Origin of the sequence: Planococcus maitriensis (genome assembly GCF_003289925.1) — a bacterium.
In the GTDB taxonomy this organism is placed as follows: Bacteria; Bacillota; Bacilli; order Bacillales_A; family Planococcaceae; genus Planococcus; species Planococcus maitriensis.
In genome coordinates, this window is the sequence record NZ_QLZQ01000001.1 from 13767 (window position 1) to 31473 (window position 17707).

Annotated in this window: 14 protein-coding genes; 5 read left to right on the top strand and 9 right to left on the bottom strand. The window is 48.6% G+C overall.

Going from position 1 to position 17707, the window contains the following annotated elements; translation table 11 throughout:
* Positions 1-189: 189 nt before the first annotated feature.
* The 4 genes from nhaC to DP119_RS00085 all read right to left on the bottom strand — a co-directional run bounded on the left by nhaC (position 190) and on the right by DP119_RS00085 (position 3779).
* Positions 190-1653, bottom strand: coding sequence for a Na+/H+ antiporter NhaC (gene nhaC / locus DP119_RS00070; protein ID WP_112229741.1), 1464 nt, complete (start codon positions 1651-1653; stop codon positions 190-192).
* Positions 1654-1898: 245 nt separating this feature from the next.
* Positions 1899-2666: an ABC transporter permease gene (locus DP119_RS00075; protein ID WP_112229743.1), complete on the bottom strand. Its 768-nt coding sequence runs from the start codon at positions 2664-2666 to the stop codon at positions 1899-1901.
* Positions 2663-3553 (bottom strand): ABC transporter ATP-binding protein, encoded by an 891-nt coding sequence (locus DP119_RS00080; protein ID WP_112229745.1) that lies wholly within the window; start codon positions 3551-3553, stop codon positions 2663-2665. Before DP119_RS00080 ends, DP119_RS00075 begins: the two co-directional genes overlap by 4 nt.
* Positions 3528-3779, bottom strand: coding sequence for a PLD nuclease N-terminal domain-containing protein (locus DP119_RS00085; RefSeq protein WP_101191920.1), 252 nt, complete (start codon positions 3777-3779; stop codon positions 3528-3530). Before DP119_RS00085 ends, DP119_RS00080 begins: the two co-directional genes overlap by 26 nt.
* A 180-nt stretch (positions 3780-3959) precedes the next feature.
* Here DP119_RS00085 and DP119_RS00090 point away from each other — a divergent pair, with 180 nt between their 5' ends.
* Positions 3960-4478 (top strand): helix-turn-helix domain-containing protein, encoded by a 519-nt coding sequence (locus tag DP119_RS00090; RefSeq protein ID WP_101191919.1) that lies wholly within the window; start codon positions 3960-3962, stop codon positions 4476-4478.
* Positions 4479-4607: 129 nt separating this feature from the next.
* Here the strand turns inward: DP119_RS00090 and DP119_RS00095 are convergent, their stop codons facing one another.
* Positions 4608-6263 carry a M4 family metallopeptidase gene (locus DP119_RS00095; RefSeq protein WP_112229747.1) on the bottom strand — a complete coding sequence of 552 codons (1656 nt, stop codon included), beginning with the start codon at positions 6261-6263 and terminating at the stop codon, positions 4608-4610.
* Positions 6264-6662: 399 nt separating this feature from the next.
* Between DP119_RS00095 and DP119_RS00100 the strand changes: the two genes are divergently transcribed.
* From DP119_RS00100 to DP119_RS00115, 4 genes are all read left to right on the top strand, one after another.
* Entirely contained in the window at positions 6663-7133 is a 471-nt protein-coding gene (locus DP119_RS00100) for a peptide-methionine (S)-S-oxide reductase (RefSeq protein ID WP_112229749.1), read from the top strand.
* A 261-nt stretch (positions 7134-7394) separates the two neighbouring features.
* Positions 7395-8270 (top strand): GAF domain-containing protein, encoded by an 876-nt coding sequence (locus DP119_RS00105; RefSeq protein WP_112229751.1) that lies wholly within the window; start codon positions 7395-7397, stop codon positions 8268-8270.
* A 201-nt stretch (positions 8271-8471) separates the two neighbouring features.
* Positions 8472-9902, top strand: a complete 1431-nt coding sequence (cls, locus tag DP119_RS00110) for a cardiolipin synthase (RefSeq protein WP_112229753.1) — start codon at positions 8472-8474, stop codon at positions 9900-9902.
* 329 nt (positions 9903-10231) lie between these two features.
* A complete protein-coding gene (locus tag DP119_RS00115; protein WP_240616342.1) occupies positions 10232-12994 on the top strand; it encodes an ATP-binding protein in 2763 nt (920 codons plus the stop codon).
* 59 nt (positions 12995-13053) lie between these two features.
* On the opposite strand, the gene DP119_RS00120 is transcribed toward DP119_RS00115, so the two are convergent.
* Genes DP119_RS00120 through DP119_RS00135 form a run of 4 tightly spaced genes read right to left on the bottom strand, consistent with a single transcriptional unit; the run spans position 13054 to position 17487 of the window.
* Positions 13054-13410: a response regulator transcription factor gene (locus DP119_RS00120; RefSeq protein ID WP_112229757.1), complete on the bottom strand. Its 357-nt coding sequence runs from the start codon at positions 13408-13410 to the stop codon at positions 13054-13056.
* 17 nt (positions 13411-13427) lie between these two features.
* Positions 13428-14825: a glycosyltransferase family 2 protein gene (locus DP119_RS00125; RefSeq protein WP_112229759.1), complete on the bottom strand. Its 1398-nt coding sequence runs from the start codon at positions 14823-14825 to the stop codon at positions 13428-13430.
* The gene (locus DP119_RS00130) at positions 14825-15877 is read right to left on the bottom strand and encodes a HEAT repeat domain-containing protein (protein WP_112229761.1); all 1053 of its coding nucleotides are present in this window, start codon (positions 15875-15877) and stop codon (positions 14825-14827) included. The genes DP119_RS00125 and DP119_RS00130 overlap by 1 nt, the downstream gene beginning before the upstream one ends.
* Complete coding sequence (locus tag DP119_RS00135) at positions 15874-17487, bottom strand: diguanylate cyclase (RefSeq protein ID WP_112229763.1); 1614 nt, start codon at positions 17485-17487, stop codon at positions 15874-15876. Before DP119_RS00135 ends, DP119_RS00130 begins: the two co-directional genes overlap by 4 nt.
* Between the last annotated feature and the right edge of the window lie 220 nt (positions 17488-17707).

Genomic DNA, 17707 nt, shown 5'->3' on the forward strand with positions numbered 1-17707 from the left:
TCTGCGTAAATTGACAATATTTAGAGATGAACAGTGTAAAGTGGACGGGACGGTTCAAGAAGGGTTCTATTATGTAGTGGAAGTGGAAAGTTCAGTGCGTGAATACGAGTTTCTGTTCGATGCCGCTTCGGTTCGCTTTTCGCAAAGAAAACCCATCAAGCTTTAAGCAGCTTGATGGGTTTTTGGTATTCACGTCAATACAGAATCTGAAGTGGTGCCTGTTTTCGCGGACTGCCGCGCCTCTTTTTCTTCCAATGCTTTTAATTCTTCCTCGGTCAGGAATTCGACTTTCAGCCCGACGAATGCCATGAAGATGGAAATGATCGGGACGGTGTAGTTTAGTACAGCATACGGGGCGTATGCGAAAGTGCTGACGCCGAGAGTCGCCACGATAAACACGCCGCATGTATTCCAAGGGATCAAAGGCGAAGTGACGGTGCCGCCGTCTTCCAATGCCCGCGATAAGTTCTTCGAATGCAATTTTTTGTCCCGGTACGCTTTGGCGTACATTCTTCCCGGGAGAAGGATCGATATGTATTGTTCAGAAGCAGTCGCATTCGTGAAAAAAGCCGAAACGATCGTTGCGGCAATCAGGCTGCCCGCAGATTTTGCCACTTTCAGGATTTGGTTGACGATGGCCTGGAGCATCCCGACTTGTTCCATGATGCCACCGAAGATCATCGCGACAATCGTCAAGGACACCGTGTACATCATCGACTCGATGCCGCCGCGGTTGAACAAATTGTCGACCATTTCATTGCCGCTCGAGATCACGAACCCGTCGTGGAGTGTATTGACGGCGTCCGCCACACTGCCGCCTTGGATAAAGACATAACATAGCCAGCCGAGCAAAACGCCGATCGTCAAAGCGGGGAGTGCAGGAACTTTTTTCGCTACCAAGACGATGACCGCAAGCGGCACGAGCAGGAGCCACGGAGAGATCACGAAATTGCTTTCCAACGCGGATAGGATGCTGTTGATGTTGCCGATATCCACGGCCGTGCCGGCAAACTGCCTGCCGAGGATAAAGTAAACGACTAACGCAATAATGAGGCCTGGAATCGTTGTATACACCATATGCTTGATATGCGTAAACAAAGGCGTTTCGGTAATGCCGGCTGCCAAATTGGTCGTGTCAGACAGCGGGGACATCTTGTCGCCGAAATAAGCGCCGGAAATGACTGCGCCGGCTACCATGGCGGCAGGGATCCCCATGCTCACGCCGATGCCCATTCCCGCAACGCCGATCGTTCCCATGGTCGACCACGAACTGCCGATGGCCAAAGTGACGATTGCGCAAATGATGCAGATGGTCACGAGGAAGAGGGAAGGGGCGATGATTTTCAATCCGTAATAGATCATGGTGGCCACGATGCCGCCGCCGATCCAAGCCCCGATGATCAAGCCGACGAGAAGGATGATGACAATCGCCGGAAGCGCCATGCGAATGCCTTTGTAGGCGCCTTCTTCGATGATTTCCCATTTGTGCCCGTAGCGCCAGCCGATCAAAGCGGCAATAGCTGCCCCGATCAATAATGGGATGTGCGGGCTGCCTCCGAATTTAATGATGGTGATGGCCATGATGCTGATCATCACAACGAATGGAATTAACGCCATAATAAATGGAATTTCTATTTTCTGTTGATTCTTCATGGTTCATCTCCTCAATGCAAGATAATGAAAGCCTTTTCAACTATTTTGCCATGAGCTTTGAAGAGGTGCAAATGATTTTTTCAATAATTTAAAAATCTAAAATTTTTGCGCAAAAAATTTTTGCACTATTTTGAAAGTGATTTTTTTGACGAGTATCCCGGAGGATGGTGATTTTAGGTGATCGAAAAAGAAGCCCAGCCCGTTATGGATGGACTGAGCTTCTGTAGTGCGCAAAGGGAACCCGCTTACTGTTTGTTCAGATTGATTTTGGCCAGCCAAATGTTAAACACAATGAACACTCCACACGACAGGATGCTGAAATGATTGACCTCACCACCCGGCAGCAATTGGTTTTCTGCGACGTTCAAGACGCCGCCTGGGGACAGCTGAAACACAAGATGGTTAAAGCTTTTGATCAGGATCAAGAAAATGGAGACGGCAATCGTCGTGACCGCGATGAGAATGGGCCCCTTGATGAATGTGCTGATTAGAATCGCTAGGCTGATGACGTAGAGAATCCACAAACTGTACATCAAAAGAAATAACAAGAAATCGGAAAAAGAGAACGAACCGAATAAAAAAATCGTGTAGCCGTAGGAAACGGCGGCTCCAATGGCAATGGCGAACATGCTGATGAGCCAGTGGCCTGCAAGCTTTGACAATAAATAAGACGGAATGGCAACCGGGCGGGTCAAGATAAAGTCCTGCATGCCGCTATTGCGGTCGGACGCAATGAGCCCCATGAAGCTGATGATTAAAATGATGAGTCCGATTTGATTGAACTGCCCGGAAATGGTCGACAGAAGAACTTCTCCGGAACTCGGTACCGGCCGGTTCGGTTCAATGGTGATGCCATCTGCGCCGCCTACGTTTTCGAGGATCACGTCCATATAGTTATTAATCAAAGGCTGGGTGACACCCAAAATGACGAAAAACAATGTCAGCCAAATAAATTTGTATTCTTTTGCGGCTTCCGCCAGCTCGGTTTGGGTTAGCGTATAAAAGTTGGTCATGTGTCCGACACCATCTCCAGGAAAATTTCCTCGATTCCTTTTTCATAAAACTCGATGGACGTGACATCCAGCTCTTGTGCATCCAAGTCATGGACGACTTTTTTCAAATCAAGTTGTTCAGTCCCTGTCAAAAGGAAAGCGGTAGGGGACAGGCGTTCAATATACGCCACGCCATCACCGGGCCAAATGCCGCTTGCTGGTGGAGTCTTCGCTGTCTTCACCAAAACTTGTGTACGGTCTGCATGCTGAAGTTGGCTGTCGATGGTTCCAGAAATCGCGCCATCTTTGATCACAATGTAGCGGTCGCAAAACGCACTGGCATCATCCAGGATATGTGTGGAAATAATGATGGTCGTCCGTTTCTTCAAGCGGGCGATCAATTTTTTCACTTCGTTCCGGCCGATCGGATCGAGAGCTGAGACCGGTTCATCCAAAATCAATAATTGCGGCTCGTGCAAAATGGCTTGTGCGATTCCGAGCCGCTGCTTCATGCCACCGGATAATTGCTCCACTTTATAGCCCTCTTTATCCTTCAGGCCAACTTCCTCCAACACCGCGGGGATAGCCTCCTGTAAAAATACCGCATCCAGGCCTGATAGTTTTCCGAAGAAACGAAGCGATTCCCCGCAGCTCATCCACGGCTTGAAGTCTGTATGCTGGGACAAATAGCCGATATCTTGCTTGTGCTGGGCAATGGGCTTGGAATGGAAGGTGATGTTCCCTTGTTCATAGTGCAAAACGCCAGTCATGCATTTAATAAGCGTTGTTTTGCCGGCACCGTTTGGCCCCAATAAACCAATGCATTCCCCTTGTGCAACCGTAAAAGAGACATCGCTCAAGATTTTTCGTTTTTTGATCCTCTTATGAAGTTTCTCGACTGTAATCATGGCGAATGACCTTCCTTCCGATGACCAAATACAAGATCGGCCCTAATGATTGGAATAATAAGATGGCGGCGAGCCAAGCATACGGTGCCGCAATCCGATCTTTCCGCTTAAACCAGTCGTACAGTGCGACGCCAATGAGCAATAAGTTGAAAAAGATAATGGGCAAGGCGAACGGCAGGATTTTTGCCCAATCGATTTCCAGTAAAGCAGTAATATCAGTATTCATATTTATCACCCTTTCTATTATCATTATCAATAATGATAATAGAAACGTCAACTACTTTATGCATGCTCCGTATTTTAATCAGGTTTCGAGTTGCCAGCCGGCCATTTAGGTGGAGTTGGTAAATCAACGGAAAGAATATATAATAGCTAATTAAGCGCACTCAAAAAGGGGACATTGCACATGGAATTTGATTTATTTAAAAACCAAGTTAGGTTTAAAATAGCTTTGGAATTGATCGATGTTGATGAGGGCTTATCGATCCTGCAGCTGAATAAACTATTGAAAGAAGTGTCGCAAGCGACTTTGTACAGACACGTGAATTCCATGGTGGAGGATGACTTGCTGAAAGTGGTGGGCATAAACCGCAGCGGGAAAGTGGAAGAAAAACTCTATGCACTGAACACGCAAGCTTATAAAGTGAGTCAGGAAGACTGGCAGTCAGCTACTTATAGCGAGAGAATCCGGTTCATCACGTACTATTTCATGTACATTCTGCAAAACTATAAAAATTACCATGAGCGCAGCGTGGAAGAGCAGTCCCAGGATCAATCGACATTTTCTTTAGTGAAGCTGAATTTAACAGACGATAGATTCAATGATTTTCAATCGGAGCTTGGCTCATTAATGGAGAAATATTATAATGCGCAGGAGCCGGAACAAGGAACCGAACGCGCTGTTTCGTTGGTGATTATTCCATAATCCGAAAATAAATATGAACGCAATAAAGCACAGCTGAATGGGATCAGCTGTGCTTTATTTATTGAGAAGGCAGTGATGCGCAAATGAAAGCTGCACTTATAGCTGCGTTATGTTGCTTTGGCCGATCGATCAGTTAACCCCGACAGCCGAGAATGCTGCTTTGACGCTTGCGACTTCAGCGCTCGATGCGCCGTACAGATCCGTTGCCGCTTGAATAGTAGAAACGCGGAAATGGCTGTAGTTGGAGTTCGGCGTCAAGTATTGCGTCAAAGTCCGGTAGTAGATTTCGCCCGCCTTGTCGTTGCCGATGCCGTTCACGCTGACACCGTAGTGCGTGCCGCCATTCGCGAGCAGATACGCCGCTTTATTGCTGATGCCGGAGTTGATATGGACGCCGCCATTATCCCCTGTGCCGGTATAGCGCTTCGAATAATGATCCGGATCTCCGCTCAAGGTCGGATCTTCCATGGAACGCAATGCATCGCCTGCCACGTTCGGCGTATAGATGTCTTCGCCGACCTGCCAGTCCGGGTTATTATTGAAATGGTGTTCGACAAGCGTTCCGAAAATATCGGACATCGATTCGTTGATCGCGCCGGATTCGTTCTGGTAGATCAAGTCCGCGGTCGTGTCGGTTACAGCATGCGTCAATTCGTGTGCGATGACGTCCAGCGCACCGGACAGCGGAACGAAGGTATTGCCGTCACCATCGCCGTAAACCATTTGGGAACCGCTCCAGAATGCGTTATTGTAACTGCGGCCGTAATGGACAGTCGAGATCAGCTCAGCCCCGTTGCCGTCATAGCTGTTGCGGTTATGGACATCCTGGAAATAGTCATAAGTCTGGCCAGCGTAGGCATGGGCATCGACCGCAGCCCCGTCATAAGCGGCATTATAGACATTATCGCTGTCGAGCCATAGGGTGCCAGGAATCCGTGTGCGGTTTTTGGCATCGTAAGTGAAAATGCCGTTGCCGCGCGTCCGGTCGACCAGGTAAGAACCTTTGCTAATGACCAGGGTATTGAATGATTTCGTATCGCCCAGCACGCCTTTGCCGGTCGCTGTCGAATCTTCTCCCGTCAAGTTCGCCCTATCAGATGGCTTCGCTTCATGGATCTGGTTATAGGAATCGAGGATGTCGCCCGTCTTGGCGTCCACGAAGTATTGATAATTCCCGGGTTCCGGGTAAAGGAACTCGAATTCAGCGCTGTATGCATAATGCGCTTGGCCGTCTTTGGAGTAGATGACCAATTCCGGTGCCACTTCAGCCTCAAGTTCCGAGGAACTGCCGATTTTTTCTTCCAGGTCTGCCGCTGCTTTTTCAACAGCTGCATCGGCTTTCAATGTCGCGCCTTTTTTCAAGGATTGCTTATCGTATAATTCCGGCGCCAAATTGCCGGAGATGGACATGAGGACGCCATTTTGGCCTACATGTGCGTTAATTACGGAACCGAAAACAGGCACGCCTTTGAATTTCTGCTGGAGCTTCACTTTGGTGAAGCCGAGATCGTCTTGTTCCTGGCTGATGACCTTGAAGCCGGCAAGTTCTTTTTTGCCAAGTTTAAACGTGTCCTGGTTTTCCTCCAAATATGTAAAAACGATATCTTTTGCTGCTTTATCGGACGGATCGGTCAACTTCCCGGAAATGAAATCAGGCGTCTTTGTGTCTTTATTGACGTGGACGTTCTCCGTTGCCTGATTGGATAAGGTATCGGCGGAAACCGCTGTGGCGGAAAATGCCAATGATGCTGCCAAACTTAAGGTCAGTAATTTCTTTTTGCTCATCAAAAGTCACTCCTTCTCGTCTTACCGGTATTGCAACTCGGTAAAAACATCATAACTATTTAATTATTCTGAATATATAGGTTGGAGTAAGCATTTTGGCGAGACCCAAAAGTGATGATTGCCTCTCTGGCGAAACGGCAGAAAAAGCGGTTTGCCTATTTTATAGGCCGATTGGATTCCCTGGTAGCGCATTATTGCTACATGGAGAAAGCGCCTGCGCTCTGAACGGCCAAGGATTCTTAAAAAGCGGTTTATTGAAAAAAAGGCACATGGGTTTTTCTGTAAGAAAGAAACAGGTAATGATCGATAGTTCATGCTGGATTTCCTGCAATGCTATACTGGATGGAACAACCTGGCTTATACAGCAAGGCCAATTCCTGGATGAAGAGGTGTGGAGATATGGAAACTGTGTACTTAGCGGGCGGCTGCTTATGGGGAGTGCAAGCCTTCATCAAAACCTTGCCCGGCGTCGAGTTCACCGAAGCGGGACGGGCGAATGGCAGCACCGGCACACTCGAAGGCAAGTACGACGGCTACGCGGAATGCGTGAAAACCGGCTTCGACCCTTCGCGCGTGTCGGTGGAGGAATTGATGGTGTACCTGTTTGAAATCATCGATCCCTATAGCGTCAACAAACAAGGCGAGGACGCCGGCGAGAAATACAGGACCGGCGTCTACAGCGAAAAGCCGGAGCACTTGAGGGCGGCGCAAGCTTTTATCGATGAACGAAGCGACGCATCGCGCATCGCGGTCGAAGTCCTGCCGCTTGAAAATTATGTGAAGAGCGCAGAGGAGCATCAGGACCGGTTGGGCAAATGCCCGGATGATTATTGCCACGTACCGAAATCTTTGTTGTCCAAGTATGCGTAAGCACTGCGTGGATGAAAACTTTTTGTGGAATAGGGGGGAGAGCCAATTGCCTGGCTCTCCTTTTTCGTGTTGGAAATTAGGCGGGTTTACGCGGCGGCCGGCTAGCTCGGCACAAAAAATGCCCATCCCGAAAACAAGCGATTCAAACCGTGGATAAAGCCATGCCCCCTGCTGCCGATTGCAATAGTCAAAGCGCTTGTAGTATCTTTAGAAAAAGTGTAAAAATATATTCTTTTGCATTTTCGGAAGAGGAGGGATCAAATGCACCACCAGACAGTCAGCCCTTCCAGAAAATTTCAGAACTTCAATGATGCAGCCAATCAGATTTTGAGTATGCTGAGCAAGCAAATGGACATCAATACGCTTTTCATTGCTGAAAATGATGGAAAAACCAATACGATCAAGAAGGCGTTCAATAGAGAAGAGGAGTTGGTGGCGGAAAACAGCCAGTCACCGCTTGACCAGACCTTCTGCAGTTTGTCGATCAATTACGGGCAGGAGCCACTGCTGATCGAAGACATCTCGCAAGATGAAAATGCAGGCAAACTCGAGATTTCAGCGCAATTCGGAAACGGCGCATTCATCGGCATCCCGATCTATTTCGAGAGCGGGGAAGTGTATGGCACTATCTGCGGATTGGACAAGCATCCGGTCCGTTTTACGGAAGAGCAGCAGGAGATGTTCGAGATGATGTCTTCTTTATTGAGCTATATTTTGGAGCTCGACAAAGCCCAAAAGGAAATCCAGACCTTGTCGTCGCCACTCGTGCCTTTGACGGATGAGATTTCGATCCTGCCGATCATCGGCCACATCACGCTGGAACGCGCTTATCAGCTGATCGATGATGTCGTGATGAAAGCGAGCGAAGGCGTTGATTTTCTCATCCTGGATTTCTCCGGCATTACGCAAATCGACCCGCGCATCGAACAGCCTTTGCTGGATTTGATCAAAGCCTTGAAGATCATGGGCATCACCCCGATCATCACCGGCATTTTGCCGACGATGGCGATGAAAGTCCCGCATTTCGCCCATTCCCTGAAAGGCGAACGGATGGAAGCGACACTGAAAATCGCCATCGACCAGCTCGGGTTTGCCTTAATCCGGAAAAATGCGTTTGGGTCCGCTTCCGTGAAATAAAGGAAAATGGATAAATGGACAGGCCTATACCCCGGCGAAACCGCTTCTGGCGGATTCACCGGGGTTCATTTTTTTCTGTCTTCAGGGCGTTAAAGGCACTGTCCAGAGGGTAATACACAAAGACAAGCTTGGTTGAACGATCAATCAGGGCATGCCGAAGCGTGAGGAGGGATTGCCATTTCATTTGAATGGCTTAGCACCATAAGCAATGTTTTCATTTTCATCAATTTAGTGTTGGCGTTTTTCATTTTATTTTTCGAACGGAAAACGGCTTCATCGGCATGGGCATGGATTTTGATCCTGTTCTTTATCCCGATCCTCGGCTTTGTGCTGTACTTGCTGTTCGGGAAACCTTTGAGGCGCAGCCGGCTGAATCGGCCGGTTGCCTATGAGAACCGGGATTTCATGGATGAAAAAGACCGCCAGCTGGCGGAGATGAAATCAAGAAGCTTCCAACCGCCCGCGGCACTTGAAGGGAAATGGCTGGACATTGTCCAAATGAATGCTGCGCGGACCGACGCGCCTTTGTCGGCCGCTACCGATATCCAGATCTTCAACGACGGCAAACGGAAATTCGACGCCTTGTTCCAGGATATCCGTTCGGCGTCGAAGCATATCCACTTGCAGTATTTCATCCTCAATGACGACGATTTGGGGCGGGAACTCATGTCGCTACTGACTGAAAAAGCGGATCAAGGCGTAAAAGTGCTGTTTTTGTATGATGACCTGGGGTCGAGCAGCCTGCCGAAGCATTTTTTTGATGCATTCCGTGAAGCGGGAGGAAAGACGGCCGCTTTTTTGCCGGCCATGCTGACGAGCATCAACCCGCGGCTCAATCACCGGAATCACCGGAAACTGGCCGTTATCGATGGCCACACGGGCTATATCGGGGGATTCAATGTCGGCGATGAATACATCGGGAAAAAGAAAGAGTTCGGCTACTGGCGCGACACGCATCTGCGCATTGAAGGGGAAGCGGTGCATTCCTTGCAGAACCGCTTTTTCATCGATTGGAACCAGGCCGCTGAAAAATATCCGATGAAGTATGCGGAAACTTATTTTCCGAAGATGGACCATCGGGAAGGCGCTCCCATGCAGATCGTGTCGAGCGGGCCACTGGATACCCATGAAGACATCAAAAACGGTTATCTAAAACTGATCCATCATGCGCGCGACTCGATTTACTTGCAGACGCCGTATTTCATTCCGGATAAATCCATCATGGATGCCCTGCGGACCGCGGCGCTTGGCGGGGTGGACGTGCAGCTGATGATCCCCCACCAGGCAGACCATCTATTCGTCCATTCGGCGACGCTGTCATTTGCCCGTGATTTGCTCGAAGATGGCGTCAAGGTCCATAGCTATAAGAACGGCTTCCTGCACGCCAAAACGCTCGTTGTTGACCGGCAAGCTTATTCGGTGGGCTCAGCGAATATGGATGTCCGCAGTTTCGCCTTGAATTTCGAACTGAATGCCTTCGTCTACGATGCTGGGTCGGCACAGGAAATGGCGGATCTGTTCCTGCAGGACCGCAAACTCGCTGTCGAATTAACCGATGCGGACTTCAAGCAACAGCATTGGATTGAAAAAGCCAAACAGGATATTGCAAAACTGGTGTCGCCGATCCTATAAAGCCGGTGATCATTTCTACAGATAGAACATCAAAGCTTGAGCCATTTTTGGACTCAAGCTTTTTTTGGTGGTTTGGCTGCCCGCTATCAGCTGAACAGCAAGAAAAAAAGATTCTATAAGTACGAAAAATCGTATACTATGACAAGAGAAGAAATTTTACAATGAAGGTTAAATTTTGAAATTTTTTTTACTATATAAAATCAGCGAAGAGCTGGGGGCGGGGCATCATGCATAAATCATCGGAAAAAGGCATCAGGCATAAATATCTTCGATTAACATTATCTTCTTTGCTTGTTTGTTCATTATTGATTGCCGGAATATATTTCTACATGAACAAACAACAGGAGGATAAGCAGGCGGAATACGATCAGCTCACAGAAAAGCAGGAGACGCTGCAAGGGCTTTCCGAAGCCTTAAATCAGCTTTTTTTCCGCACAAGAGGGTATTATGCTTTTCAAAATCAGGAAGAGCTGAGACTGGCGTATGTAGAGCTGGAAATCTTGAAGAGCGCGATTGAAAGGCTGGAAAGTTTGTCGATTACGAATGAAGAACAACAGGAAATTTCGGATTTGTCTATATTTATAGCGACATTCGAGCAACAAGTATTTCCCAATGCGCTTGAAGCGGTACAAAACGATGATTATCAAGCGTTGAGGAACCTGTCCAATGATGGCACCAATGCTGCAGTAAATGAATTTGTCGCTTTTGCCGACGAATACAAAACCGCATCCGAAGCAGAATTGGAACAATTGAACGAAGACATGATCAGGCAGTCGGAGAATTTTTCGTTTGCGTTGATTTTATTGTTCATCCTGCTGTTCATTACCACGGCCTTGATCATTTATCGGGCCATGAATGATATCGTCAAGCCGTTGGAAGGCATGCGCGAATCCATCGAAGGGTTCGGCAATGGCGAGCAAATGTCTTACGCTCCTATCGAACGGAAAGATGAGATCGGCTTATTGTCGATGACTTTTTACCGGATGATGAATACCATCCGCGAAAATCAGGAAGACCTTACTGCCCAAAACCAGGCATTATTGGTGAACAAGGGCCAGCTGCAGGAAAAGCAGGCAGAACTGCAAGAGGCACTGGAAGAAACCGGAAAGACGAAAGACCGCTTGATCCGCTTCAACGATTTGAACCATATCCTGTCGTTTACATTGGATAAACAGAAATTGATCAATGCCACGCTCAAGTACTTTACCGATACCTACGAGATCGATACGGGCGTGCTCTGGCTGCCGGGTTCTGGCGAATACGCGCTCAAGGGCTTCACGGAGAACATGTTCGAGCAATTCCAGGAGCAGCAAATCCCTTATCTATCGGCCCGTTTGAAAGAAGATGAATCCTTTACGGTCACAAGGGAAGCGCTGGAGCAAAAAGGCTTTGTGGACGGGCCGGTCTATATTCATGATTTATACGCATCTGTAAAAAATGAGCAAAACGAAGGCATCGCGCTGATTGGTTTGTCGCGCGTCGGCAGAGCCTTTTCAAAAGAGGAAGAAGCCGATATCGACGGATTGTTGAAACGCATCCATTTGGCAATCGACCGGATCCAATTGTACGACGCGGCAATCCATGAACGGACATTGAACGAACGCATCGTCAATAATATCAATGAAGGCATCCAGTTCATTGCAAAAAATGGCAGCATGGTGCAGCGCAATGAAACGATGTGCACGATGCTGAGCTGCGGAAATGCATCGCTGGATGCAGTGATTCCACAAAACGAATGGGTCCACCGGATGGCGGAACAAACGACTGCTCCAGAAGCGATGGCTGAGTTCCTCACCATGTGCATCCGCAACAAAGAAAGTGAAGCGAAGACCTTCCAATATACGGTCAAAGCCCCTTATGAACGGGTCATCGATGTCTATAGCACGCCGGTCATCGTTGACGGTGAACGGACGGGCACGATTTTTGTTCACCGCGACATCACGAGAGAGCACGAAGTCGACAAGATGAAGTCCGAACTGGTCAGCACTGTCAGCCACGAGCTGCGGACGCCGCTTTCCAGTGTGCTTGGGTTTACGGAGCTGCTTCTTAATAAGGAATTGAAACCGGACAAGCAAGTGCGTTATTTGAAGACGATCTATAAAGAAGCGATGCGCCTGACCAATTTGATCAACGACTTTTTGGATTTGCAGCGGATGGAATCCGGTGACCAAGTGTACCGGATGGATAAGCTGTCGATGAATGAGCTAGTCATCGAAGCGGCAGAAAAATTCAGGACGCAGTCGACGCATTCTGTCGTTTTGATCGACGATGCATCGGATGTGAAAGTGGAAGGGGACCGAGAACGTCTCGCCCAAGTATTGATGAACCTGGTCGGCAATGCCATCAAGTTTTCCCCGGAAGGCGGCAACGTGACCATCTGCATGAAAAACCATGCGAATCACTTGCGCGTATCTATCCAGGACGAAGGAATCGGCATTCCAGCTGAAGACATTCCGAAGCTGTTCTCCAAATTCCAGCGCATCGACAATAGTTCACGCCGCAAAATCGGCGGAACCGGGCTGGGCCTTGCGATATGCCAGGAAATCATTGTCAAGCACGACGGCAAGATTTGGATCGAATCACAGGAAAGACAGGGCACGACCATCCACTTCGAATTGCCGCTTGTGTCCGGCATGCAGGAATATGCCACACAGGAAGGCGCGGAAGAAAATCCGCCTGTGATGATTGTGGAAGACGATATGAGCCTCGCGCTGTTGTTATCGGAAGAGCTGAAACTCAACGGCTTTAAAGTGATTTACCATACTTCACCGAAAGAAGCATTTAAAGAAGCGAAGCGCACGCCTTTGGTCGGCGCTGTCGTGGATATCATGCTCGGCGAGGAATTGAGCGGCTGGGACCTGGTCGATATGATGAAAGAAGACCCGGCGACACAGAATATCCCGATCGTCATCTCTTCTGCACTCGATCCATCAACCGATGCCAGTAAAATCAGCAAGATCAATCATTACCTGACCAAACCGTATGCTCCGGTGAACTTATCGAAAGTGATGAAAAACCTGCAAAACGGACAGGAGCAAAACGGCGTCATCTTCTACGCCACATACGGCCTGGACGACGAGCCGGAGAGCTGAGAAATAGTATACAACATAAAAAAACGACCAGCCCATAAGATAAGGGCTGGTCGTTTTTTTTATGACACCAATATATCTTCCACAAGCGCCAATAGTTCCATCGGACTGAAGGGCTTGGACATAAAATAATCCGCCCCGTTCAAGATGGCTTTTTCGCGGTCCGCGTCTTGCGCTTTTGCTGTCAGCATCAACACTTTCGTGTCGTTTTGGTCTTTCCTGACCTCCTCGAGCACTTCCATGCCAGTGAGGTAAGGCATCATATAATCCAGCACGACCAAATCGTAGTCATTAGCCCGGATCTTCTCCAGGGCTTCTTTGCCGTCTTCAGCCTCTTCAATCAGGAAGTCATCTTCCAATGTATCCGCGATCAGGATGCGCAAAATATCTTCATCATCTGCGACTAATATTTTCTTCATAAGTATCCTCCTTGCAATTAAGTCGAAATTCCTTTGCGTTTCATATCGCCCCAATGTGCTTTCTTTTGGAAAGTGGCAATAATTCCTCTGACTCGCCACAATACCATAAGCGGGCGGTACCAAAAGGCTTCAGTCAATGCCCAGAAATAAAGGCGCATCAAATGGGAAACCTTCGGGTATTTGTGGAGCGTTAATTCTTCTAATAATACAGCAAGTGCCGAAATGAGCGAGCCGTAGAACACCGTCACCAAGAACATGACGCCGGCGACTTGCGGATCGACCAATGAGAAGAAAAAGCCGCCAAAAATGATGAAGTAGCCGATAAATTCGAATACGGCGCCGAGCAATTCGACAAACAGGAAATAAGGCATCGAAAACAAACCGATCGAGCCGTATTTCGGATTGAGCATCATTTTTCTGTGATTCCACAAAGTTTCAAGCAGCCCGCGCTGCCAGCGGATCCGCTGAGACCTGAGCACTTCCAGTGATTCAGGGGCTTCTGTCCAGCAGACAGGGTCTGGGATATATTCAATGCGCTGCTTGGATTTTTCTTCCCTCAGCAAACGGTGCAGCCGGACGACCAATTCCATATCTTCGCCGACGGTGTTCTTATTGTAGCCACCGGCTTGGATGACGCGTTCTTTGTTAAAGACGCCGAAAGCCCCGGAAACGATCAGCAAAATATTCAAATGGCTTAATGCCAGGCGGCCGATCAAGAAGGCGCGGAAATACTCGACGATCTGCATGAGGACGATCGGGCTTTTCGGCAAGCCGACAATTTCCACTTTGCTTCTGGAGATGGTCGAGCCGTTGGCGATTCGGACAGATCCGCCGGTGACGATAATTTGGCCGTCTGATTCGATAATCGGTTTCATGCATTTTAACAAGCCGTCGTTTTCCAAAATGGAATCTCCATCAATCGCACAGAAGTAAGGGAAGGAAGAGAGATTGACCCCGGCGTTCAACGCATCTGCCTTGCCGCCGTTTGCTTTTTTGATGAGGCGGATATAAGGGAAGATCGAGGATTGGTAAATGGCCTCGACTTCCGCGGTCTCGATGTGTGTGCGGACGGCGAAAGGAATTTTTTTCATCTTGAATTCTTCAATCATGCGCAGCGATGTGCTGTCTTTCGAGCCATCATCAATGACGATGATTTCTTTTTCGGGGTATTCCAGTGCCAATAGCGAACGCACCGTGCTGACAACGCCGACTTCTTCATTGTACGCAGGCACTAGGATCGACACCGGATAAGTCGATTGGTTTCTTAAAAAATCTTCTGTAGACTCTCGCTTATCGAGCTTATTTTCTTTTTTGACTTTCCCGTATGCAAGCGCAAAGAGCCCGAGATAGCTCAGGCTTGAAAAAAGCATATAGGCGATGACGATATAGGATAAAATCAGCGCTACTTCCTGCATTATTGTTCACTTCCTAAAAGGGAGGTTTTCCATTGATTCGCCATGTCGCGTGCATAGCGGTCGGGATGGCTTTCTGCGAGATGGGTAAGCACGATATCCCCTTCAGAAAACTGGGTCAAGGCTTCGGCTGATGAGTAGCGGACCCACCACACCGGGTCCCCGAGCAGCTCACTGAGCATTTCCTTATAGCGCGACAATTGCAGCTTTCCGGCAATTTGGGCAGCGAACATGCGCTCAGGCCAAGCGGTCGACTCGAAAAACGGCGCAAGGGCGCTTGGGGAATTCATGTATTGCAGGTGAAGGATCGCTTTCAGTGCCTGAATGCGCATCTCCATCTCGGGGTTCTGCAATTCTTCTTCAACGCGGGGAAGAAACAGCGTCATGCCGGCCATGCCGATATAGGAAACAGCAGAATGTTTCAACGTCTGGTTGTTATTTTCTTCGTTTAAAGCAGCATTCAACTCGTCCAGTTTCGTCAGTTCGTCCAACCGTTTGAAAACATCGATATACAGACGGGCGGGGGCATCGGGGTATTTCGCAAGCGCCTCAATGGCCACCGTCTCATTCAAAGAAGCGAGCGTGCGGATCAATTGCTGCGTCTCCTGGTCGAGCCGGGAACTTTTCGCTAATTTTTCCTTTAGCTGTGGAACGAGCGACTCCATCCGAAAGTCTTCGATGAAATATAAAGTATTCATTCGCATCGCCCAGTTTCCGCGCTTGAGGAGCTTCATATAGCGCTTGGAAAGGAACTCTTCCGACAGGCGTGAGACAGCAGGCGAATCAGCGCCACCCTTGGTGACGGATACGTAATGGTTCAATAAGCGTTCCAGCACGACCAAATGGTAAGGGGAAGCTTTCAATTCTTCGATGAACCGTTCGTCTGAAGGGTCCATCATATAAGAGCTGAATGAATCAGTTAAGGCATCGTATTGGCCGTTGATTGCGGCTTCCCGTTTATTCGAACGCTGCTTGCGCCAAGCTAAGATCAACAAGAGAAGCAATTGGCCGAGGAACAGGGAGGCAATGAGGATCCAGAAATGGGATAAGTTCACTGGAACATCCTCTTCGTGAGCCGCTGTACACGGGCTACGACTTCCTGTGCATAAAACGGTTTGACGATGTAATCATCGGCTCCGCTCTTCAAGGCCAAGACGATATCGGATTCGTTGTTGCGGGACGTGAGCATGGACACGACGATATTGTCGTGCGGATATTGCGAGCGCACATGGCTCAGCACTTCCAGCCCGTCCATTTTTGGCATGACGCCGTCCAGCAGGATCATGTAATTCTCATCCGGACGGTACCAGTCGGAATCGACCAGCGCGAGACCGTCTGCGTATTCTTCGATCTGGATATCGAAATCCTCCGCTTTCCAATTGGAAAATTGCTTGGCGACCAATTTGCGCACGAGTGAGTCGTCGTCGACAATGACAATATTCAGTTTGCGTTTCAAGTCATGTTCTTCGGATTCATAAACCATCGTCTGGTTGCGCCCGTTTCGCTTGGCTTGATACAAAGCTTTATCGGCTTTATTGACAATCGTTTCCTGCTTGAGCCGGTATTCGCTGACTCCTGCGGAGAAGGTCAAGCGAATCGGGGCGTTGGCGTGAATAGCGAATTCCGTTTCAGATAGTGCCTTATGCAGGCGATCGATGAATGCGGCAGCTTCCTGCGGCTTGGTCTCGGGTAGAATCAAGGCGAATTCCTCTCCGCCATAGCGGAAGAACGAGTCCGATTCACGTTTCAAGTTCAACACAAACTGGCTGAAGGAACGTAAAACCTCATCTCCCACTGAATGCCCGTGGTCATCATTGATTTTCTTGAAATGGTCCAAATCGAGCAAGGCCAATGTAAACGGCTTGCCGGTTCTTTCAGCGAGATTGGTCATTTGCAGCAGGACCTCATCAAAGGCTTGGCGATTTCCGGCTCCGGTCAATTCATCAATTCGCGTGCCTTGCAAGATGATTTCCTGGCCACGCAGGCGATTGGCTAAATAGGGAAGGAAATACGCCATATTCAATGGCTTGACCAAAAAATCGGTGGCGCCGACTTCCATTGCCCGGATATGGTGATCGATCCGGTCATCTTCACTCATGACGGCGAGGGGAAGGTGGCGGCTTCTGCCGGCTTCGGCAATTCTTTCGGCCAGGCTGAAGCCGTCAACATCCGGCAGCTTCGCATCCAATAACACCATCTGCGGATGCAATGTGTAAAATAATTCCGTGCCTTTTTGGCCATTCAAAGCGATGACGACAGGAATGCCTTTAGGCTCCAATGTCTCTTTGAGCTTCGCGGCGAATTCAGCATCGGAATCGATGACCAATACGAGGGCTTCTTCACTCGAGGCTTTGCTTTCCGGCGCCTCCAACTCGGTCTCTTGTTGGCTTGCAGGCTCGTCAGCTGCAAAATAATTTCGGAATGAAGACATGAATCCTGCCAGCAAATCGACAGCAAGCAACTCGGTGCTGTGTTCTGAGAAAGCATCCAGCTCGCGTGCGCAAAAATCGGACAGTTCCATCATGCCAATCGTTCCGGCAGTGCCTTTCATCGTATGCAAAAACCGGTAGACTTCGCGTTCTGGAATTGTGCCTTGAGCAGCCCATTTCGAGAAATCCCGTTCCATTCGTGTAGCAAGTAAAGCTTTATAATCTGTTTGGGCCAATTTCTTTCACCGTCCTTCAAAGAATGTCCCGAACTTGATGTGGGACGATATGCGGAGTTTTGGGCTTGAAAATGATGTTCATTAATATGTCATTTGAATAGTTAAATAGATAATATTTTCCACTTATAGAATAACATCAATCGGCTTCCGAGTAAGTGATTTATCCTTTGAAACATGACTTTCCAATGACGCTTTCCAGGTTCTTTGCAAAAAAGAGTGC